The sequence below is a fragment of the Paraburkholderia sp. MM5384-R2 genome, assembly GCF_014201025.1.
Lineage (GTDB): Bacteria > Pseudomonadota > Gammaproteobacteria > Burkholderiales > Burkholderiaceae > Paraburkholderia > Paraburkholderia tuberum.
In genome coordinates, this window is record NZ_JACHDI010000018.1 from 13,292 (window position 1) to 30,435 (window position 17,144).

The 17,144-nt window shown below is 62.5% G+C and carries 15 protein-coding genes; 10 read left to right on the forward strand and 5 right to left on the reverse strand.

Annotated elements, in window-relative coordinates:
- Positions 1 to 71: 71 nt before the first annotated feature.
- The 4 genes from HDG37_RS25215 (at position 72) to dsbD (ending at position 4,028) form a co-directional block, all read left to right on the forward strand.
- Positions 72 to 1,049, forward strand: coding sequence for a DNA-directed RNA polymerase subunit alpha (locus HDG37_RS25215; protein WP_007730697.1), 978 nt, complete (start codon positions 72 to 74; stop codon positions 1,047 to 1,049).
- 191 nt (positions 1,050 to 1,240) lie between these two features.
- On the forward strand, positions 1,241 to 1,633 hold the full coding sequence (gene rplQ / locus HDG37_RS25220; protein WP_013090750.1) for a 50S ribosomal protein L17: 393 nt from the start codon (positions 1,241 to 1,243) through the stop codon (positions 1,631 to 1,633).
- Between the two features lie 189 nt (positions 1,634 to 1,822).
- The gene (gene cutA / locus HDG37_RS25225; RefSeq protein WP_090802155.1) at positions 1,823 to 2,155 is read left to right on the forward strand and encodes a divalent-cation tolerance protein CutA; all 333 of its coding nucleotides are present in this window, start codon (positions 1,823 to 1,825) and stop codon (positions 2,153 to 2,155) included.
- Positions 2,148 to 4,028, forward strand: coding sequence for a protein-disulfide reductase DsbD (gene dsbD / locus HDG37_RS25230; RefSeq protein WP_184052229.1), 1,881 nt, complete (start codon positions 2,148 to 2,150; stop codon positions 4,026 to 4,028). Before cutA ends, dsbD begins: the two co-directional genes overlap by 8 nt.
- A 123-nt stretch (positions 4,029 to 4,151) precedes the next feature.
- Here the strand turns inward: dsbD and hemB are convergent, their stop codons facing one another.
- A complete protein-coding gene (gene hemB / locus HDG37_RS25235) occupies positions 4,152 to 5,150 on the reverse strand; it encodes a porphobilinogen synthase (protein WP_184052231.1) in 999 nt (332 codons plus the stop codon).
- 278 nt (positions 5,151 to 5,428) lie between these two features.
- The gene (gene yihA, locus HDG37_RS25240; protein WP_018420165.1) at positions 5,429 to 6,091 is read right to left on the reverse strand and encodes a ribosome biogenesis GTP-binding protein YihA/YsxC; all 663 of its coding nucleotides are present in this window, start codon (positions 6,089 to 6,091) and stop codon (positions 5,429 to 5,431) included.
- 220 nt (positions 6,092 to 6,311) lie between these two features.
- On the opposite strand from yihA, the gene HDG37_RS25245 reads away from it, so the two are divergent.
- The 5 genes from HDG37_RS25245 (at position 6,312) to msrQ (ending at position 12,424) form a co-directional block, all read left to right on the forward strand.
- Entirely contained in the window at positions 6,312 to 6,965 is a 654-nt protein-coding gene (locus HDG37_RS25245) for a cytochrome c (protein ID WP_090802150.1), read from the forward strand.
- A gap of 118 nt (positions 6,966 to 7,083) precedes the next feature.
- A complete protein-coding gene (locus HDG37_RS25250; protein WP_184052233.1) occupies positions 7,084 to 9,294 on the forward strand; it encodes a cytochrome c biogenesis protein ResB in 2,211 nt (736 codons plus the stop codon).
- 4 nt (positions 9,295 to 9,298) lie between these two features.
- Complete coding sequence (gene ccsB / locus HDG37_RS25255; RefSeq protein WP_184052235.1) at positions 9,299 to 10,510, forward strand: c-type cytochrome biogenesis protein CcsB; 1,212 nt, start codon at positions 9,299 to 9,301, stop codon at positions 10,508 to 10,510.
- A gap of 206 nt (positions 10,511 to 10,716) precedes the next feature.
- Positions 10,717 to 11,712: a protein-methionine-sulfoxide reductase catalytic subunit MsrP gene (gene msrP, locus HDG37_RS25260; RefSeq protein ID WP_184052237.1), complete on the forward strand. Its 996-nt coding sequence runs from the start codon at positions 10,717 to 10,719 to the stop codon at positions 11,710 to 11,712.
- A 10-nt stretch (positions 11,713 to 11,722) separates the two neighbouring features.
- On the forward strand, positions 11,723 to 12,424 hold the full coding sequence (msrQ, locus tag HDG37_RS25265; protein WP_184052239.1) for a protein-methionine-sulfoxide reductase heme-binding subunit MsrQ: 702 nt from the start codon (positions 11,723 to 11,725) through the stop codon (positions 12,422 to 12,424).
- 111 nt (positions 12,425 to 12,535) lie between these two features.
- Here the strand turns inward: msrQ and lysA are convergent, their stop codons facing one another.
- Both lysA and lptM read right to left on the reverse strand, forming a co-directional pair.
- The gene (gene lysA, locus HDG37_RS25270; RefSeq protein ID WP_184052241.1) at positions 12,536 to 13,798 is read right to left on the reverse strand and encodes a diaminopimelate decarboxylase; all 1,263 of its coding nucleotides are present in this window, start codon (positions 13,796 to 13,798) and stop codon (positions 12,536 to 12,538) included.
- 9 nt (positions 13,799 to 13,807) lie between these two features.
- Positions 13,808 to 14,152 (reverse strand): LPS translocon maturation chaperone LptM, encoded by a 345-nt coding sequence (lptM, locus tag HDG37_RS25275; RefSeq protein ID WP_090802141.1) that lies wholly within the window; start codon positions 14,150 to 14,152, stop codon positions 13,808 to 13,810.
- Between the two features lie 35 nt (positions 14,153 to 14,187).
- Here lptM and cyaY point away from each other — a divergent pair, with 35 nt between their 5' ends.
- Entirely contained in the window at positions 14,188 to 14,508 is a 321-nt protein-coding gene (cyaY, locus tag HDG37_RS25280) for an iron donor protein CyaY (protein WP_090802140.1), read from the forward strand.
- Positions 14,509 to 14,602: 94 nt separating this feature from the next.
- Here the strand turns inward: cyaY and HDG37_RS25285 are convergent, their stop codons facing one another.
- Entirely contained in the window at positions 14,603 to 16,999 is a 2,397-nt protein-coding gene (locus HDG37_RS25285) for a penicillin-binding protein 1A (RefSeq protein ID WP_184052243.1), read from the reverse strand.
- Between the last annotated feature and the right edge of the window lie 145 nt (positions 17,000 to 17,144).

The window sequence follows — 17,144 nt, forward strand, 5'->3', positions numbered from 1 at the left end:
TGTTTATTTTCAGGTTGTTACCGGTCAGCCTTATCGGTGTAACGAGCCGAGGGTATTGAAAAGGAAAACCTATGCAAACCAGTTTGTTGAAGCCCAAGATTATCGCAGTTGAATCGCTTGGCGAAAGCCACGCGAAAGTGGTCATGGAGCCGTTTGAACGCGGTTATGGCCACACCTTGGGCAACGCGCTTCGGCGCGTGCTGTTGTCGTCGATGGTGGGCTATGCCCCGACCGAGGTGACGATTGCAGGCGTCGTGCACGAGTATTCGACGCTCGACGGTGTGCAAGAGGATGTGGTCAACCTGTTGTTGAACCTGAAGGGCGTCGTCTTCAAGCTGCATAATCGTGACGAAGTGACGGTTACGCTGCGGAAGGAAGGCGAAGGCGTGGTCACGGCCGGCGATATCGAACTCGCGCACGATTGCGAAGTCATCAATCCCGATCACGTGATTGCGCATCTGTCGAAGGGCGGCAAGCTCGACGTGCAGATCAAGGTCGAAAAGGGCCGCGGCTATGTGCCGGGCAATGTGCGTCGTTACGGTGAAGAGTCGGCCAAGATCATCGGCCGGATCGTGCTGGACGCCTCGTTTTCGCCGGTTCGTCGCGTGAGCTACGCGGTCGAAAGCGCTCGCGTCGAGCAGCGCACCGACCTCGACAAGCTCGTGATGAACATCGAGACCAACGGTGTGATTTCGCCGGAAGAAGCGATCCGACAATCGGCGCGCATTCTGGTCGATCAGTTGTCGGTGTTCGCGGCACTGGAAGGTACCGAAGCAGCGGCGGAAGCGCCGTCGCGCGCACCGCAGATCGATCCGATCCTGCTGCGTCCGGTCGACGATCTCGAACTGACGGTTCGTTCCGCGAACTGCCTGAAGGCCGAGAACATCTACTACATCGGCGACCTGATCCAGCGTACCGAGAACGAACTGCTCAAGACTCCGAATCTGGGTCGCAAGTCGCTGAACGAGATCAAGGAAGTTCTGGCATCGCGTGGGCTGACGCTCGGCATGAAGCTCGAAAACTGGCCGCCGGCTGGTCTCGACAAGTAAGCGGACAACTCGGTCGGGTGTGACCCGCGAATTGCACCGCTGTACTGTACTGGCAAAGGCGCGGATTTTCCTTTAAAATCCGCGTCTTGTCTTTTGTCACTACCGGCCCGTGCGCTCACTGTTTGTAGTCGATGCTGCAGAACGAGTGCGATAGAAGAGCTGGACCAAAACTTTGAACTGAAGGAATTAACATGCGTCACCGTCATGGTCTGCGGAAACTGAACCGCACGAGCAGCCACCGTTTGGCAATGCTCCGTAACATGTCCAACTCGCTGATCGAGCACGAAGTCATCAAGACCACGCTGCCGAAGGCCAAGGAACTTCGTAAAGTCGTCGAGCCGCTGATCACGCTCGGCAAGAAGCCGTCGCTCGCAAACCGTCGTCTGGCGTTCAACCGCCTGCGCGATCGTGACTCGGTCACGAAGCTGTTCGACGTGCTCGGCCCGCGCTACGCAAACCGTCCGGGCGGCTACCTGCGCGTGCTGAAGTTCGGCTTCCGCGTTGGTGACAATGCGCCGATGGCTCTGGTCGAACTGCTCGACCGTCCGGAAGTTGAAGAAACGGAAGTGCAAGAAGCTGAGTAAGCTTTCTGCTTCGACAAAAAGCCAGGCGCATCGCCTGGCTTTTTTGTTTTCTGCGGCGGATTTTTCATTGATAGCGAAAGCTGCTTCGCAGTGACCAAATGTCGCGGCCGCACCGCGTGGCGCCCTGCAGGGCGACAGGGCCAGGTGATACGATATAGGGATCGAAATCCTGCGCCGCCGGAGCTTGGTGTGAGTGTGAATGTGACCTTGGTGCTGACAACGGTGCCGGACGCGGCCGGCGCTCAAAAGCTCGCAGCCGACGCGCTCGCCGCTCGCCTTTGCGCATGCGTCACCCAGCTAGGCAGCGTGCAGTCGAGCTATCACTGGCAGGGCGCGATCGAAACCGCGCAGGAAATCCAGCTGCTGTTCAAGACCAGCGCCGCTCGCGCGCTCGAACTGGAGCAATACATTCAGGCTCACCATCCCTACGGCACGCCGGAAATCCTCTCATGGCAAGCGACGGCCTCCGCCGCCTACGGCCAGTGGATCACTGCTGAAACCCAACGCCCTGTTCATGTTTAACGGTCTCGATCGGCGCGCGCGCGCTGCGCTGCGCACCGCATTCTTTCTGCTCGGCTGCGTGTTCCTCGCGCAAGTCGCCACGCTCGCGCGCGCCGCGGACGACTTCCTCGACCCGTCCGTCGCGTTCCGGTTCAGCGCGACCGAGGCCCCCGGCCAAGTCGTCGTCACCTACAAGATTGCGGACGGCTACTACATGTACCGCGAGCGCTTCGCGTTCGCGACCCGCAACGGCACGGCGACGCTTGGCGAGCCTGAACTGCCACGCGGTCATGTGAAGTTCGATCAGACATTCAACAAGAATGTCGAGACGTATCGCAACGAGCTGACGATTCGTATTCCGGTCAAGCAGGCTGCCGGACCGTTCGATCTTGCGGTGACGTCGCAGGGCTGTGCCGACGCGGGCATCTGCTACCCCCCGATGGAGCGCGTGTACCACGTGAGCAGCGAGGCGCTGCAGCTGGCTGGCAGCGGGGCGGCGACCCCAACCGCGCAACAATCCGCCGCCACTGACGACGAACCCTGGTACGAACGCGCCACCAGCGCCGATTACGCGAAGTCGCTGCTGCAGCGTGGCGGTTTTTTTGCGATCGTCGGGCTTTATTTCGTTGCCGGCGCCATTCTGAGCTTGCTGCCGTGCTCGTATCCGATGATTCCGATTCTGTCGGCGATCATCATCGGTGAGGGAGCGCGCGTCACGCGCAGGCGTGGCTTCGCGCTGTCGCTCGCGTATGTAGTCGGGATGGCGCTCGTGTACACGGTGCTGGGTGTCGTGGCGGCACTCGTCGGGCAGAGTCTCGGCGCATGGCTGCAGAACCCGTGGGTGCTCGGCGCGTTCGGCGGCCTTCTGACGATTTTCGCGCTGCTGCTGATCGCCGGTGTGGATCTCGAACTGCCGCCGCGCTGGCGCGATCGCATGTCGAGCGCGTCAGCGGGACGCTCGGGTGGCAAATTTACCGCGGTCGCCGTGATGGGCGCGCTGTCGGCGCTGGTGGTCGGCGCCTGCATGACCGCGCCGCTTTTTGCGGTGCTCGCGTTCATCGCGCATACCGGCAACGCCGTGCTCGGTGGCGCGGCACTGTTCTCGATGGGCATCGGCCTCGGGCTACCGCTGCTGATCATTGGCCTCGGCGCGGGTACACTGCTGCCGCGCGCGGGCAAGTGGATGGACAGCGTAAAAGTGTTCTTTGGCGTCGTTCTGCTGGCCGCGGCGCTGTGGATTGTTTGGCCGGTGCTCGGCGGGGCGGCGTCGATGCTGTTGAGCGCCCTCTGGCTGCTGATCGCCGCGGTTGCGCTCGGCCTGTTTTCCAAGTCGGTTGCGGGCGCCTCGATATGGCACCGGCTTGGGCGGGCGGTCGGCGTCGTGATGGCGGTTTGGGCAGCCGCGCTTCTAGTTGGCCTCGCGGCGGGATCGTTGGATCCGCTGCGACCGCTGGCGGTGCTCGCGGCTCGCGCCGGCAATCAGGCAAGCATCGCGAAGGATGGCTCCAGCGCGGCCGCGCCGGCGCCGCAAAGCGATTTGACGTTCGCGCCGGTACGTTCATCGGATCAGCTCGACCAGGCCGTCAAAACGGCGGCGCAGCCAGCCATGCTCGATTTTTACGCGGACTGGTGCGTGAGCTGCAAGGAGATGGAGAAATTCACCTTCAGCGACCCGCGCGTTCAGGCGAAGCTGAAGCAGATGAATCTGCTGCGCGCCGACGTCACTGCGAACAATACCGACGACCAGGCGCTGCTCAAGCGCTTCAATCTGTTCGGGCCGCCGGGGATTATTTTTTTCGATCAGGGTGGCAAGGAAGTGTTGCGGGTGGTCGGCTACGAATCGGCGGATAAATTCCTGCGCACACTGGATCGGGCGAGTGCGTCGGGCGTGTAATCGAAGGCCGCGGGGCGTTGCAAGACCGCCGCTTCGCAAACGGCAGCACAAAAGAACGGAGGCGAAACCCTAAGGTTCGCCTCCGTTCTTTTCTCGACGGCCGCGCGCTAAACCGCGCCTGGTTTACTTGTGCGAACGCAGGATCTTCGCGGCATCCAGCGCGAAATACGTCAGCACGCCGTCCGCGCCTGCACGCTTGAACGCGAGCAGCGATTCCATCATCACCTTGTCGTGATCGAGCCAGCCATTCTGCACGGCGGCCTTCAGCATGGCGTATTCGCCGCTTACCTGGTACACGTAGGTGGGGAACTGGAACTCGTCCTTCACGCGACGCACGATGTCCAGATACGGCATGCCCGGCTTGACCATCACCATGTCCGCGCCTTCGTTGATGTCGGCCTGCACTTCGCGCAGCGCCTCGTTGGAATTTGCCGGGTCCATCTGGTAGGTCATCTTGTTGCTCTTGCCGAGGTTCGTCGCGGAACCGACGGCATCGCGGAACGGGCCGTAGAACGCCGAAGCGTACTTCGCCGCGTACGCCATGATGCGCGTGTGGATGTGGTCCTCGCTCTCGAGCATTTCGCGGATCGCACCAATGCGTCCGTCCATCATGTCCGACGGCGCGACGATGTCGACGCCGGCTTCCGCCTGCGCACGAGCCTGCTCGACGAGGATCTCGACGGTTTCGTCGTTGATCACGTAGCCGGCTTCGTCGAGCACGCCGTCCTGACCATGGCTCGTATACGGATCGAGCGCCACGTCGGTGAGCACGCCGAGCTCCGGAAAATTCTTCTTCAACTCACGCACCGCGCGCGGGATCAGACCCGCCGGGTTGGCCGCTTCTCGGCCTTCAGGTGTCTTCAGCGAGGGCTCGATCGCGGGAAACAGAGACAACACCGGCACGCCCAGTTCGACGCACTGCCCGGCGACGCCCATCAGCAGATCGACCGATACACGCTCGACGCCCGGCATCGACGGCACGGCTTGCCGCACGTTGGTTCCCTCGACGATGAACACGGGGTAAATCAGATCGTTGGTCGTGAGGATGTTTTCGCGCATCATGCGACGCGAGAAGTCGTCACGGCGCATGCGGCGCGGACGGTAGTGCGGGTAGAAGCTCATATCGAGTCGAAGATCGTGGATAGGTGGAGTGGACAAATAGCACCTGGCTCCGCTCCCGGAAACTTTTCGAGACAATGGTATATCATACCGATCGAGCAAGGCGCCTAGCGCTGACCTCCCCGCTTCTCCTCCCTGAGCGGGTGCCTGTCGTTTTTCGATTAGGCTGTTTGACCCGCCGTTCAAGCGGCGGGTTTTTTTATGCGCGGCCGCAAACGCGCTCTGACGCGGGTTTTACAGGCATATCACGCGTGCCGCGGGATTCCTGCATTGATATGCATTCAGCCCGCGGCCGGCGTTTCGCCTGTTTCGCCCGCTGCCTCCGGGATCAGCCAGCTCTCGATCAGCTCATGCGCTTCATCGAGCCCCGTTCGCTTGAGCGCCGAAAACAGTTGCGCGGTGAGTTCGCCGCGATAGCCCGCAGCCCGATATTCGGCCAGTCCCTTCTGCGCGGTGCGCAACGCGTTCGTGCTTTCCTGACGCGTCAATTTGTCGCATTTGGTGAGCAGCGTGTGGATCGGCTTGCCGGTCGGCGCGAACCACTCGATCATGCGCCGATCGAGATCCGTCAGAGGGCGGCGCGAATCCATCATGAGGATCATGCCGCGCAGTTGCGAGCGCGATTGCAGATACGTGGACAGCAGCGCTTCCCAGTGCGCCTTCGCCGCACCCGGCACTTCCGCATAACCGTAGCCCGGCAGGTCGACCAGATAGGCGGTCGGCTCATCCGCCTTGCCAACCGAAAAATAATTGATGTGCTGCGTGCGGCCAGGCGTCTTACTCGCGAATGCAAGTCGCTTCTGATTGCAGAGCACGTTGATCGCGGTCGATTTGCCCGCGTTCGAGCGTCCCGCGAAAGCGATCTCGGGCTGCGCGGTGGCCGGCAGGTCGCGCAGATGATTGACGGTGGTATAGAAGCGGGATTCGTGGAGCAGGAAGGGCATGGTGGAAGCCAGATTGGAGAAGCTGCGGAGCCCGCAGCGGGAACGGGGTCAAGCCCGACTGGCGTCTAAGCGATTAGCGAGTTATTGTACAATACGATGGTTTACTGAAAACCTCAGGAGGCCGCCGCACGTGCCTTGGCGGCTCCTGGCGGTCACTCGGTCGCCGTCGTCGTACTTTGCAGAACATCTAAAATCCCACAAGACGAGACAGGGTGTGCGAATGAATCGACTGTGCAAGACTCTGATGGTGCTTCATGTAACGGCAGGTCTTTCAGGTTTGGCAATTCAGGCACGAGCAGCAGATCCGGCAAAGCCGGACATCAATCGGGGGCAGGCAATCGCGGTACAGGTATGCGCGTCATGTCACGGCGCAGACGGCAACAGTGCCGGCGGCGCATACCCGAAACTGGCGGGCCAGCATCCTGAGTACCTCGTCAAGCAGCTCAGAGATTTCAAGCCGCAGCCGGGCGCCAAACAGGCCGCGCGCAACAATGCGATCATGGCGGGCATGGCCGCAGCGCTTTCCGATCAGGACATGATCAACGTCGCGGCTTACTTCTCGACGCAGACGCCCAAGCCAGGCTATGCGCACAACAAGAAGACCGTCGCGGTGGGGCAGCAGATCTATCGCGGTGGGATTGCCGACCGCGGGGTGCCGGCCTGCGCGGCCTGTCACGGGCCCACGGGGCAGGGCATTCCGATCCAGTATCCACGCCTGTCGGGGCAGTGGGCCGAGTACTCGGTGACGCAATTGACCGCGTTCACGCAAGGTCCGGGCGCTCGTAATAACAACGACGCGATGCATGCGATAGCATCGCGTCTGTCGGACAACGAAATCAAAGCGGTTGCCGACTACATCGCGGGCCTGCATTAAGCGCTTCGTCCGCGCAAATCCAACCGGCCCGGCGAGGCCGGTGAAAAACAAGAAAAGGGTGAGGGTGTCGTCGCTACGACAGCCCTTCACCCTTTTTTGCTGTTCAGTCGGAGATTGAATGAGCGTCACCACGTCGGGTCTGCAGTCGAAGTCGGGCAATCGCGTCATGCGCAGCGCCATCGAGCTCCTGAGCTCGATGCGTTTCGCCATTGCGCTGCTCGTCATTCTGTCGATCGCCAGCATCATCGGTACCGTCCTCACGCAGGACGATCCGTATCCCAACTACGTCAACCAGTTCGGTCCGTTCTGGGCGGACATCTTCCGCGCGCTGAGCCTCTACACGGTGTACAGCTCGTGGTGGTTCATGCTGATTCTCGGCTTCCTGATGGTGTCTGTGTCGCTCTGCGTGATCCGCAATGCGCCGAAGATGGTCGCCGACGCGAAGAGCTGGAAGGACAAGGTTCGAGAAGGCAGCCTGCGCGCGTTCCATCACAAGGGTGAGTTCGCGGTGCACGGCACGCGCGCGCAGTCGGCGGCGGTGCTCGCAAGGTTGTCGGCGAAGCTCGGCTACAAGTTCGTCACGCGCGAGTCGGACGGCGCGACGTTGATCGCCGCGAAGCGTGGCGCGCTGACGAAGTTCGGCTACATCTTCGCGCACCTCGCGATCGTCGTGATCTGCCTCGGCGGCCTGCTCGACAGCAATCTGCCGATCAAACTGCAAATGTGGCTGTTCGACAAGTCGCCGATCAACTCGAACACGGTGATCAACGAGATTTCGCCCGAGCATCGGCTGTCGCAATCGAACCCGACGTTCCGCGGCTACGCGTGGGTACCCGAAGGGCAGCACGTGTCGACCGCGATCCTGAATCAGCCCAATGGTTCGCTGATCCAGGACCTGCCGTTTTCGATCGAGCTCAACAAGTTCATCGTCGATTACTACTCGACCGGCATGCCGAAGCTGTTCGCGAGCGACATCGTCGTGATCGATCACAAGACCGGCGCGCGCGTGCCGGCGCGCGTCGAGGTCAACAAGCCGTTCGAATACGACGGCGTGTCGATTTATCAATCGAGCTTCCAGGACGGCGGCTCGCAGATGCAGATGACTGCCTTCCCGATGTCCGGCCCGAGTGCAAAGCCCGCGCCGTTTGGCGGCACGATCGGCGGCAGCGCGCCGTTGAGCTCGGCCACGCCGCTGGCCGATGGCCAGACCGTCGAATTCACCGACTTCCGCGCGATCAACGTCGAAAACATCTCGAAAGGCAACGGGCAGAACGATGCGCGCGGGGTTGTCGCGCAGCACTCGCTTAAGGAAGCGTTCGACGAGCGCCTCGGCTCCGGCGCGAAGACGTCGAAGCCGCTCGATCTGCACAATGTCGGCCCGTCGGTGCAGTACAAGATTCGCGGCAAGGATGGCCAGGCGCGCGAATACAACAACTACATGCTGCCCGTCGACGTGAACGGCGAAAAAATGTTCCTCGCCGGCATGCGCTTGAATCCCGACGACCCGTTCCGCTATCTGCGAATTCCCGCCGACAGCGGCGGCACGCTCAAGGAATGGATGAATCTGCGCGCCACGCTGGAAGACCCGAACCAACGGGCCATCGCCGCTCATCAATTCGCGCAGCGTTCGGTACCGGGTTCAAACGCGGAGTTGCAGCAACATCTGGAGGAAAGCGCCTTGCGGGTGCTGACCCTTTTTGCGGGCGCCGACAGCAGCATGAAGATGCCGAATGGCGAAACACTTGGCGGCTTCCAGGCGGTCGCTGGGTTTATCGACCGCTCGGTACCGAAGGGCGAGCAGGAAAAGGCCGCGGGCCTGCTGCTTCGCATGCTCGAAGGCGTGACGTGGGACTTGTGGCAACTGTCGCGCCAGCGGCTCGGCGAGCCCGCCGCGCCAGCCGATGCGGACACGAGCCGCTTCATCCAGAGTTCGCTTAATGCGATTTCCGACAGCTTTCTGTATGGATCGCCGGTTTATTTGCAACTTGACTCATTCAAGCAGGTGCAAGCTTCGGTATTTCAGTTGACGCGCGCGCCGGGCAAAAAAGTCGTGTATCTTGGCAGCCTGCTTCTCGTATTGGGCATCTTCTCGATGTTCTACGTTCGCGAACGGCGTCTGTGGTTCTGGCTCAAGGACACGGACCACGGCACGAGCGTCGTAATGGCGATGTCGAGCGCGCGTAAGACGCTAGACTTCGAGAAAGAGTTCGTCCAGACGCGGGCCGCCGTGAGCGCCGCATTGGGCGCGAAACTCATCGAAGCAGCCGATGGCAGCCCGGCCGGTCAGGCCGCCGCTGCGTCGGCAAGCTCACAGGATTCGACCCGGTAAGATCATGGACTTGACTCAGGTTTCCTCCTCCTCTTCTTCTGCTTCACGCGCCGACAAGGCGTTTGCGAGCAGCACGCCCGAACTCCCGAACTTCGACGAACGGCCGTTCCTGAAACGCCTGGGTATCGTCGACTGGCTGTTCGCGCTCGCGCTCGTCGGGGGCGCCGGGTTCGCGCTGTCGCGCTATTACCCGTTCATGAACTACTACGACAAACTGGTGCTGATGTGCGCGGTGCCGGTTTTCGTCGTGCTCGGCTGGCGCTGGAAGCCGGTGCGTCCGCTGATGGCGGGAATCGCCGCGCTGTCGCTGCTCGCAATCCAGATCTACCACGGCGATCTGAGCCGCGCCGACAACGCTTTCTTCCTCAAGTATTTCCTGTCGAGCCAGTCCGCGATCCTGTGGATGAGCGCGCTCTTCGTATTCGCGACCCTGTTCTACTGGATCGCGCTGCTGTCGCGCTCGCCGACCGGCGCCGCGATCGGCTCGAAGATGACGTGGGCGGCGGTGCTGATGGGCTTCGTCGGCATGATGGTGCGCTGGTACGAGTCGTATCTGATCGGCGCGGACGTCGGCCATATTCCGATTTCGAACCTCTATGAAGTGTTCGTGCTGTTCAGCCTGATCACCGCGCTGTTCTATCTGTACTACGAGCAGCACTACAACACGCGCGCGCTCGGCGCGTTCGTGTTGCTCGTGATCGGCGCAGCCGTCGGCTTCCTGATGTGGTACTCGGTCGCGCGCGACGCGCAGCAGATCCAGCCGCTCGTGCCGGCGCTGCAAAGCTGGTGGATGAAGATTCACGTGCCGGCGAACTTCATCGGCTATGGCAGCTTCGCGCTGTCGGCGATGGTCGGCGTCGCATATCTGGCGAAGGAACGCGGCGTGCTCGCGGATCGTCTGCCGGCGCTCGACGTGCTCGACGACGTGATGTACAAGTCGATCGCGGTCGGCTTCGCGTTCTTCACGATCGCGACGATTCTCGGCGCGCTGTGGGCCGCCCAAGCCTGGGGCGGCTACTGGAGCTGGGACCCGAAGGAGACGTGGGCGCTGATCGTGTGGCTGAACTACGCGGCCTGGCTGCACATGCGTATGATGAAGGGACTGCGCGGCGCGCTCGCCGCGTGGTGGGCGCTGACCGGGCTGCTGGTCACGAGCTTCGCGTTCCTCGGCGTGAACATGTTCCTGTCGGGCTTGCATAGCTACGGCAAGCTGTAAGATCCGCCGCGCTGAACCGACTAAGAACCGCCGCGTGCTTTCGCACCGGCGGTTTTTTTATGGCCGATGGAATATTCGTTGCTCCCCGGTGTTCGCCAGTCGAGCACCTGAGCAACTACCCGTGGATGACAGACGCCCCCAAAGGGGCGATCATCAATAAGGCTCCGCAACGCGCGCGACGCGGCGGGCCGGCAAGGAGTAGCACGATGTGGATCAAGCGAAGCGACAGAATTCAACTGACCGGCGATGACATCGCGCGCAGCGAAATCGCGCCGCGGCACGTGTTCGAAAACCGGCGACGCATCCTGCAGGCGGCGGGCGCGATGGCGCTCGGCAGCCTGATCGGCGTGAGCGGCGAGGCGCTCGCGACCTACTCGTCGCCCGATCCGAAGGCGCAGAAGCTCGCGGCGAAAACCAACACCAGGTTCGTCGCGCTCGACAAGATCACGCCGTACAAGGACATCACCACCTACAACAATTTCTACGAGTTCGGCACCGATAAATCCGACCCCTCGCAGCGCGCGGGCACGTTGCGGCCGCGTCCGTGGAAGGTGAGCGTCGAGGGCGAGATCAAGAATCCGAAGGTGTACGACATCGACGATCTGCTGAAGCTCGCGCCGCTCGAGGAGCGTGTGTACCGGCATCGCTGCGTCGAAGGTTGGTCGATCGTGGTGCCGTGGATCGGCGTCTCGCTGTCGGAGCTGATCAAACGCGTCGAGCCGACCGGCAATGCAAAGTACGTGCAGTTCATCACGCTCGCCGATCCGTCGCAGATGCCAGGGTTGTCGGCACCCATACTCGATTGGCCGTACTCCGAAGGCCTGCGGATGGACGAGGCGATGCATCCGCTGACGCTACTGACGATGGGCCTCTACGGCCAGGTGCTGCCGAATCAGAACGGCGCGCCGGTGCGCGTCGTGGTGCCGTGGAAGTACGGCTTCAAGAGCGCGAAGTCGCTCGTGAAAATCCGCTTCGTCGAAAAGCAGCCGCCGACGAGTTGGAACACGTACGCGTCGAACGAATATGGGTTTTATTCGAACGTGAATCCGAATGTCGATCATCCGCGCTGGAGTCAAGCCACTGAACGGCGCATCGGCGAAGACGGCTTTTTCACGCCGAAACGCAAGACGCTGATGTTCAACGGTTACGGCGATCAGGTCGCGTCGCTCTATCAGGGCATGGACCTGAAGAAGAACTTCTAGGGCGAGCGCGATGGTTTCCGATACGCAAACTGTCACCCGCACCGAGCCTGCGACGCGGCGGACCTCGTCGGCGTCGGCGGCGAAGCTGCGCTCCACCGGCGGCGCGCGCTGGGTCGTGCCCACCAAAGTCGCAGTCTTCATCGCGGCGCTCTATCCTCTCGTGCGCCTCGTGCTGTTCGGCCTGACCGACCGGCTCGGCGCGAATCCGATTGAATTCATCACGCGCTCGACCGGCCTGTGGACGCTCGTGTTCCTGTGCATCACGCTTGCGGTGACGCCGCTACGCCGTCTGACCGGCGTCGCCGCGTTCATGCGTTTCCGCCGCATGCTCGGGCTCTACACGTTCTTCTACGCGACGCTGCATTTCACCACGTACCTGTGGTTCGACAAGTGGTTCGATGTTGCCGAGATTCTGAAGGACATCGGCAAGCGGCCGTTCATCACGGTGGGCTTCGCCGCGTTCGTGCTGCTGATCGCCCTTGCGGTCACGTCGCCGCGCGCGATGGTGCGCAAGCTCGGACGTCGCTGGCAGACGCTGCATCGCGCGATCTATGCGATCGGCGTGCTCGCGATCCTGCATTTCTGGTGGATGAAGGCGGGCAAGCACGACCTGCTGCTGCCGAAGATCTACGGCGTGGTGATGATCGCATTGCTGGGATGGCGGCTGGTGGTGTGGATCCGTGAGCGGAGGATGGGAACGCGCCGACGATGATGGCGAGTTTATTGGCGTCACGCTGTTTCAAATAAAAATGGCGATGCCACCGTGGCATCGCCATTTTCGTTGCTGCGCTCGACCTTCGCGCTCTGCCGCAGGTACTGACGTTTACGCCGGCAGTATCGTTTCATCCGCAAACAGCTGCTTGAGCTCTTCGCGCGCGCGAACCACATGCGCCTGTGTACCATCCACCATCACCTCGGCGGCGCGCGCACGGGTGTTGTAGTTCGAGCTCATCACGAAGCCGTACGCGCCGGCCGAGCGGATCGCGAGCAGATCGCCGGGTTCGACCGCGAGCAGCCGCTCGCGGCCGAGCCAGTCGCCGCTTTCGCAGACCGGGCCGACCACGTCGTACACATGCGCGGGGACGTCGCGCTTCACGACCGGCTCGATGGCGTGATAGGCGTCGTACATCGCGGGGCGCGCGAGATCGGTCATCGCGGCGTCGACGATCGCGAAGTTCTTGTCCTCGCCCGGCTTCAGAAACTCGAGACGTGTGAGCAGCACGCCCGCATTGCCGACCAGCGAGCGGCCCGGCTCGAAATAGACTTCGCGGTGACCGTGGCCGCGCGCTTCGATGCGATCGAGCACCGTGCGCACGAATTCGCCGATTTCCGGCGGCGTTTCGTCGTCGTAGGTGATGCCCAGACCGCCGCCGACGTCGATATGGCGAATCGACACGCCGTCCTGCTCGATCTGCTCGACGAGTTCCAGCACCTTGTCGATCGCGTCGAGATAGGGCGCGACTTCGGTGATCTGCGAGCCAATATGGCAGTCGATGCCGATCACCTCGAGATTCGGCATCGCCGCGGCCGCCTGGTAGGTGGCACGCGCATCTTCGAAGGCGACGCCGAACTTGTTGGTCTTGAGTCCGGTAGAAATGTACGGATGCGTTTTCGCATCGACATCGGGATTCACGCGCAGCGACACCGGCGCTTTCTTGCCCATCTCGCCCGCCACCGCGTTGAGGCGGTCGAGTTCGGAAATCGATTCGACGTTGAAGCATTTGACGCCCGCCGCGAGCGCGTCGCGCATTTCGCTTGCCTGCTTGCCAACGCCCGAAAACACGGTGTTTTCCGCTTTGCCGCCAGCCGCGAGCACGCGCGCGAGCTCGCCGCCCGACACGATGTCGAAGCCCGCGCCGAGGCGCGCGAACACGTTCAGCACCGCGAGATTGCTGTTGGCCTTGACGGCCACGTGCACGCTCGCGCGACGCCCCGCGCAGGCGCCCGCATAGGCGTTCCAAGCAGCGGTGAGCGCGGCGCGTGAATAGACGTAGAGCGGCGTGCCGAACTGCTCGGCGAGGGAAACGGCGGACACGCCTTCGGCGTGCAACACGCCGTCGACGTAGTCAAATGCGGATCGAGTCATGCGAAAGTCTTATTGAACGGAGGGGACGGCAGAGGCGGGCAGCGGCACGGCGGGAGCCGATGCCGCCGAAGCGGGCGGCGCCGCGAGCTGGTCTTCGGGGGCGAGCGTGAGCGGCGTGCCCGAGGTGTCCGGGATCGAACCCGTGTCGGCCGCGCTGCCGCTAGCCGGTTGCGTTCGATCGGTCGATGGCGTTTGCGTGCGGTGAGCCGGCGGGGCAGGCATCGGCGGTACGGTCGGCAGATAGAGTGAGCCGCGTTGGCCGCAGCCGGTAAGCGCACAACCTGCGAGAATGACCAAAACCGCTACAATCGCGCGGCCGGGCGCTGCCGCGCGCATCCGAGTTACGACTCGCATGACTGTCCCTGAATGAATAATCGATGGAGTTTAGCATGTCCGATAGTGATTACCTGACCCGTGCGGAAGCCGTGCTGGCCGCCATCGAGAGCGCGCTCGACGACATCGACGCCGACATCGAGCTCGAGCGCAGCGGCAACGTTTTGACGCTCGAATTCGAGAACCGCACGAAGATCATCGTCAACCTTCAGCCGCCGATGAGCGAGATCTGGATCGCGGCGAAGGCCGGCGGTTTCCACTTCCGTTTCGTCGACGGTGAATGGCGCGACACGCGCAGCGGCGCGGAGTTTTTCGCGGCGCTATCGCAGTATGCGACGCAGCAGGCTGGCGAGCCGGTGCGGATCGCCGCGCTATGAGCGCGGTGTAATAAGCGCGAGACGCTCTCAAAACGAAACCGCCGCTTAACGAACGCGGCGGTTTTTTCTTTTCTAGCGGGACATCGACGCAGCCTCAGTGCCCACGGAACAGATTCATGATGTCCTGCTTTTCCTGTTCGCCGACCTGTTCCGGAGCGGCGGCTGCCGCGCTCGCCTCCGCATCGAGCGTCGCCTGACTGACGCCGACCGTCGCGATGAAACCGTGGCCCGGCGTGAACTCGTCGAAATAAAGCTCCGAGCCGATTTCGCTGACGTCGTCGGGGCGTGGCATCTTGTACTCGGGCACCCCCTTCAGCGCGCGTCCCATGTACTCGATCCACACCGGTAGCGCCAGGCCGCCGCCGGTTTCCTTGTCGCCGAGGCTGCGCGGGTTGTCGTAGCCGATCCACGCGATCGCGGTGAGCGTGTGCTGATAGCCGGCGAACCACGCGTCACGGGAATCGTTGGTCGTGCCGGTCTTGCCGGCGAGATCGGTGCGCTTGAGCACGTTGCTCTTCGCCCCGGTGCCGTGCTGCGCGACGCTTTGCAGCAGGCTGTTCATCACGTAGGCGTTGCGCGGTTGGATCGCGAACGGCGCGCTTTGCCCGGCCACGAGCGGCTGCGCGTGCGCGACGACGATGCCGCGCTGATCGGTGACCTCCGCGATCAGATACGGATTGATCCGGTAGCCGCCGTTGGCGAACACCGAGAACGCGCCGGCCATTTGCAGCGGCGTCACGAGACCCGCGCCGAGCGCCATCGGCAGATAGGCGGGATGGCGGTCCGCGTCGAAGCCAAACCGCGTGATGTATTGCTGCGCGTACTTCGGGCCGATCTGGTTCAGGATGCGGATCGACACGAGGTTCTTCGACTTCTGCAGCGCGGTGCGCATCGTCATCGGACCGTCGAAGCCGCCGCCGTAGTTTTTCGGCTCCCACGCCTGGCCGCCGGTTTCGGCGGCGCTGAAGAAGAGCGGCGCGTCGTTGATGATCGTGGCGGGCCCGAGGCCCTTTTCGAGCGACGCCGAATAGATGAACGGCTTGAAGCTGGAGCCCGGCTGACGCCACGCCTGCGTCACGTGATTGAACTTGTTCTTGTTGAAGTCGAAGCCGCCGACCAGCGAGCGGATCGCACCGTCCTGCGGCACCAGCGAGATGAACGCGCCTTCCACCTGGGGCAATTGCGTGATCGACCAGTCGCCCTCGTCGTTCTTCACGAGCCGCACGATCGCGCCGGGCCGGATGCGCTGATTCGGCTGCGCGCGCGGGCCGAGCGCGAACTGCGCATAGCGCAGGCCGTCGCCCTGAATGGTCGCGACATTGCCGTCGATGAACGCCGCCTGGACCTGCTTCGGGCTCGCCGCCGTGACGACGGCCGCGATGATTTCGCCATTGTCGGGATGTTCGAGCAGCGCGTCGTCGATGGCCTGCTCGCGCTCGTCGGCGTCGGCCGGCAGATCGATGAACGCCTCCGGGCCGCGATAGCCGTGACGGCGCTCGTAGTCCATCAAGCCTTTGCGCACCGCGTGGTAGGCGACGTCCTGATCGGCCGAGTCGATCGTGGTCACGACGTTCAGGCCGCGCGTATAGGCTTCCTCGCGATACTGCGCGTACATCATCTGCCGCACCATTTCCGCGACGTATTCCGCGTGCACGCTGTACTCCTTGCCCATGCCCTTCACGACGAGCCGCTGCCGGCTCGCCTCGTCGTACTGTTCCTGAGTGATGTAGTGCAATTCGTACATGCGCTGCAGGATGTACTCCTGGCGCACCTTCGCACGCTTCGGATTGACGACCGGGTTATACGCGGAGGGCGCCTTCGGCAGACCGGCGAGCATCGCCGATTCGGCGAGCGTCAGGTCCTTCAGATCCTTGCCGAAGTACACGCGCGCGGCACTCGCGAAACCGTACGCGCGCTGACCGAGATAGATCTGATTCATGTACACCTCGAGAATCTGATCCTTGCTCAGCTTCGACTCGATCTTGTACGCGAGCAGCATCTCGTAGATCTTGCGCGTGTACGTCTTTTCGCTGGAAAGGAAGAAGTTGCGCGCGACCTGCATCGTGATCGTGCTCGCGCCTTGCGTCGCATGACCGTTGGTCAGCGCGACGAAGCCGGCTCGCGCGATGCCGGTGAGGTCGACGCCACCGTGCTCATAGAAGCGCGCGTCCTCGATCGCGAGGATCGCTTTCTTCAGGTTGTCGGGCACGTCCTGGATGTGCACGATGTCGCGCCGCTCCGCGCCGAATTCGCCGATCAGCACGTGGTCGGCCGTATAGATTCGCAGCGGCACTTTGGGCTGATAGTCAGTCAATGCATCGAGTGACGGCAGGTTAGGCGTCGCGACGACGAGCGCATAGCCGAGCACCAGCGCCACGCATACGATGCCCGCCACGATCAAGCCGACAAAGCCGAGGATCAGCTTCAGCCATAACGGACGTTTGCGCTTTTTCGGCGCGGGCGGTGGGGACGCAGGAGACGTGGCTTGCATAGGAGTACCGGAAAAACAGTCCCGCGATTATAGCCGCCAGGGTTTTTCTGCTTTCGACAAGCTTACGAATAACGTGCAATCGGCACACGCCAGGCGGCGCGGGAATGACTTCGCTGTAGTCCCAACTGTAGTCGCTTTGATGTCG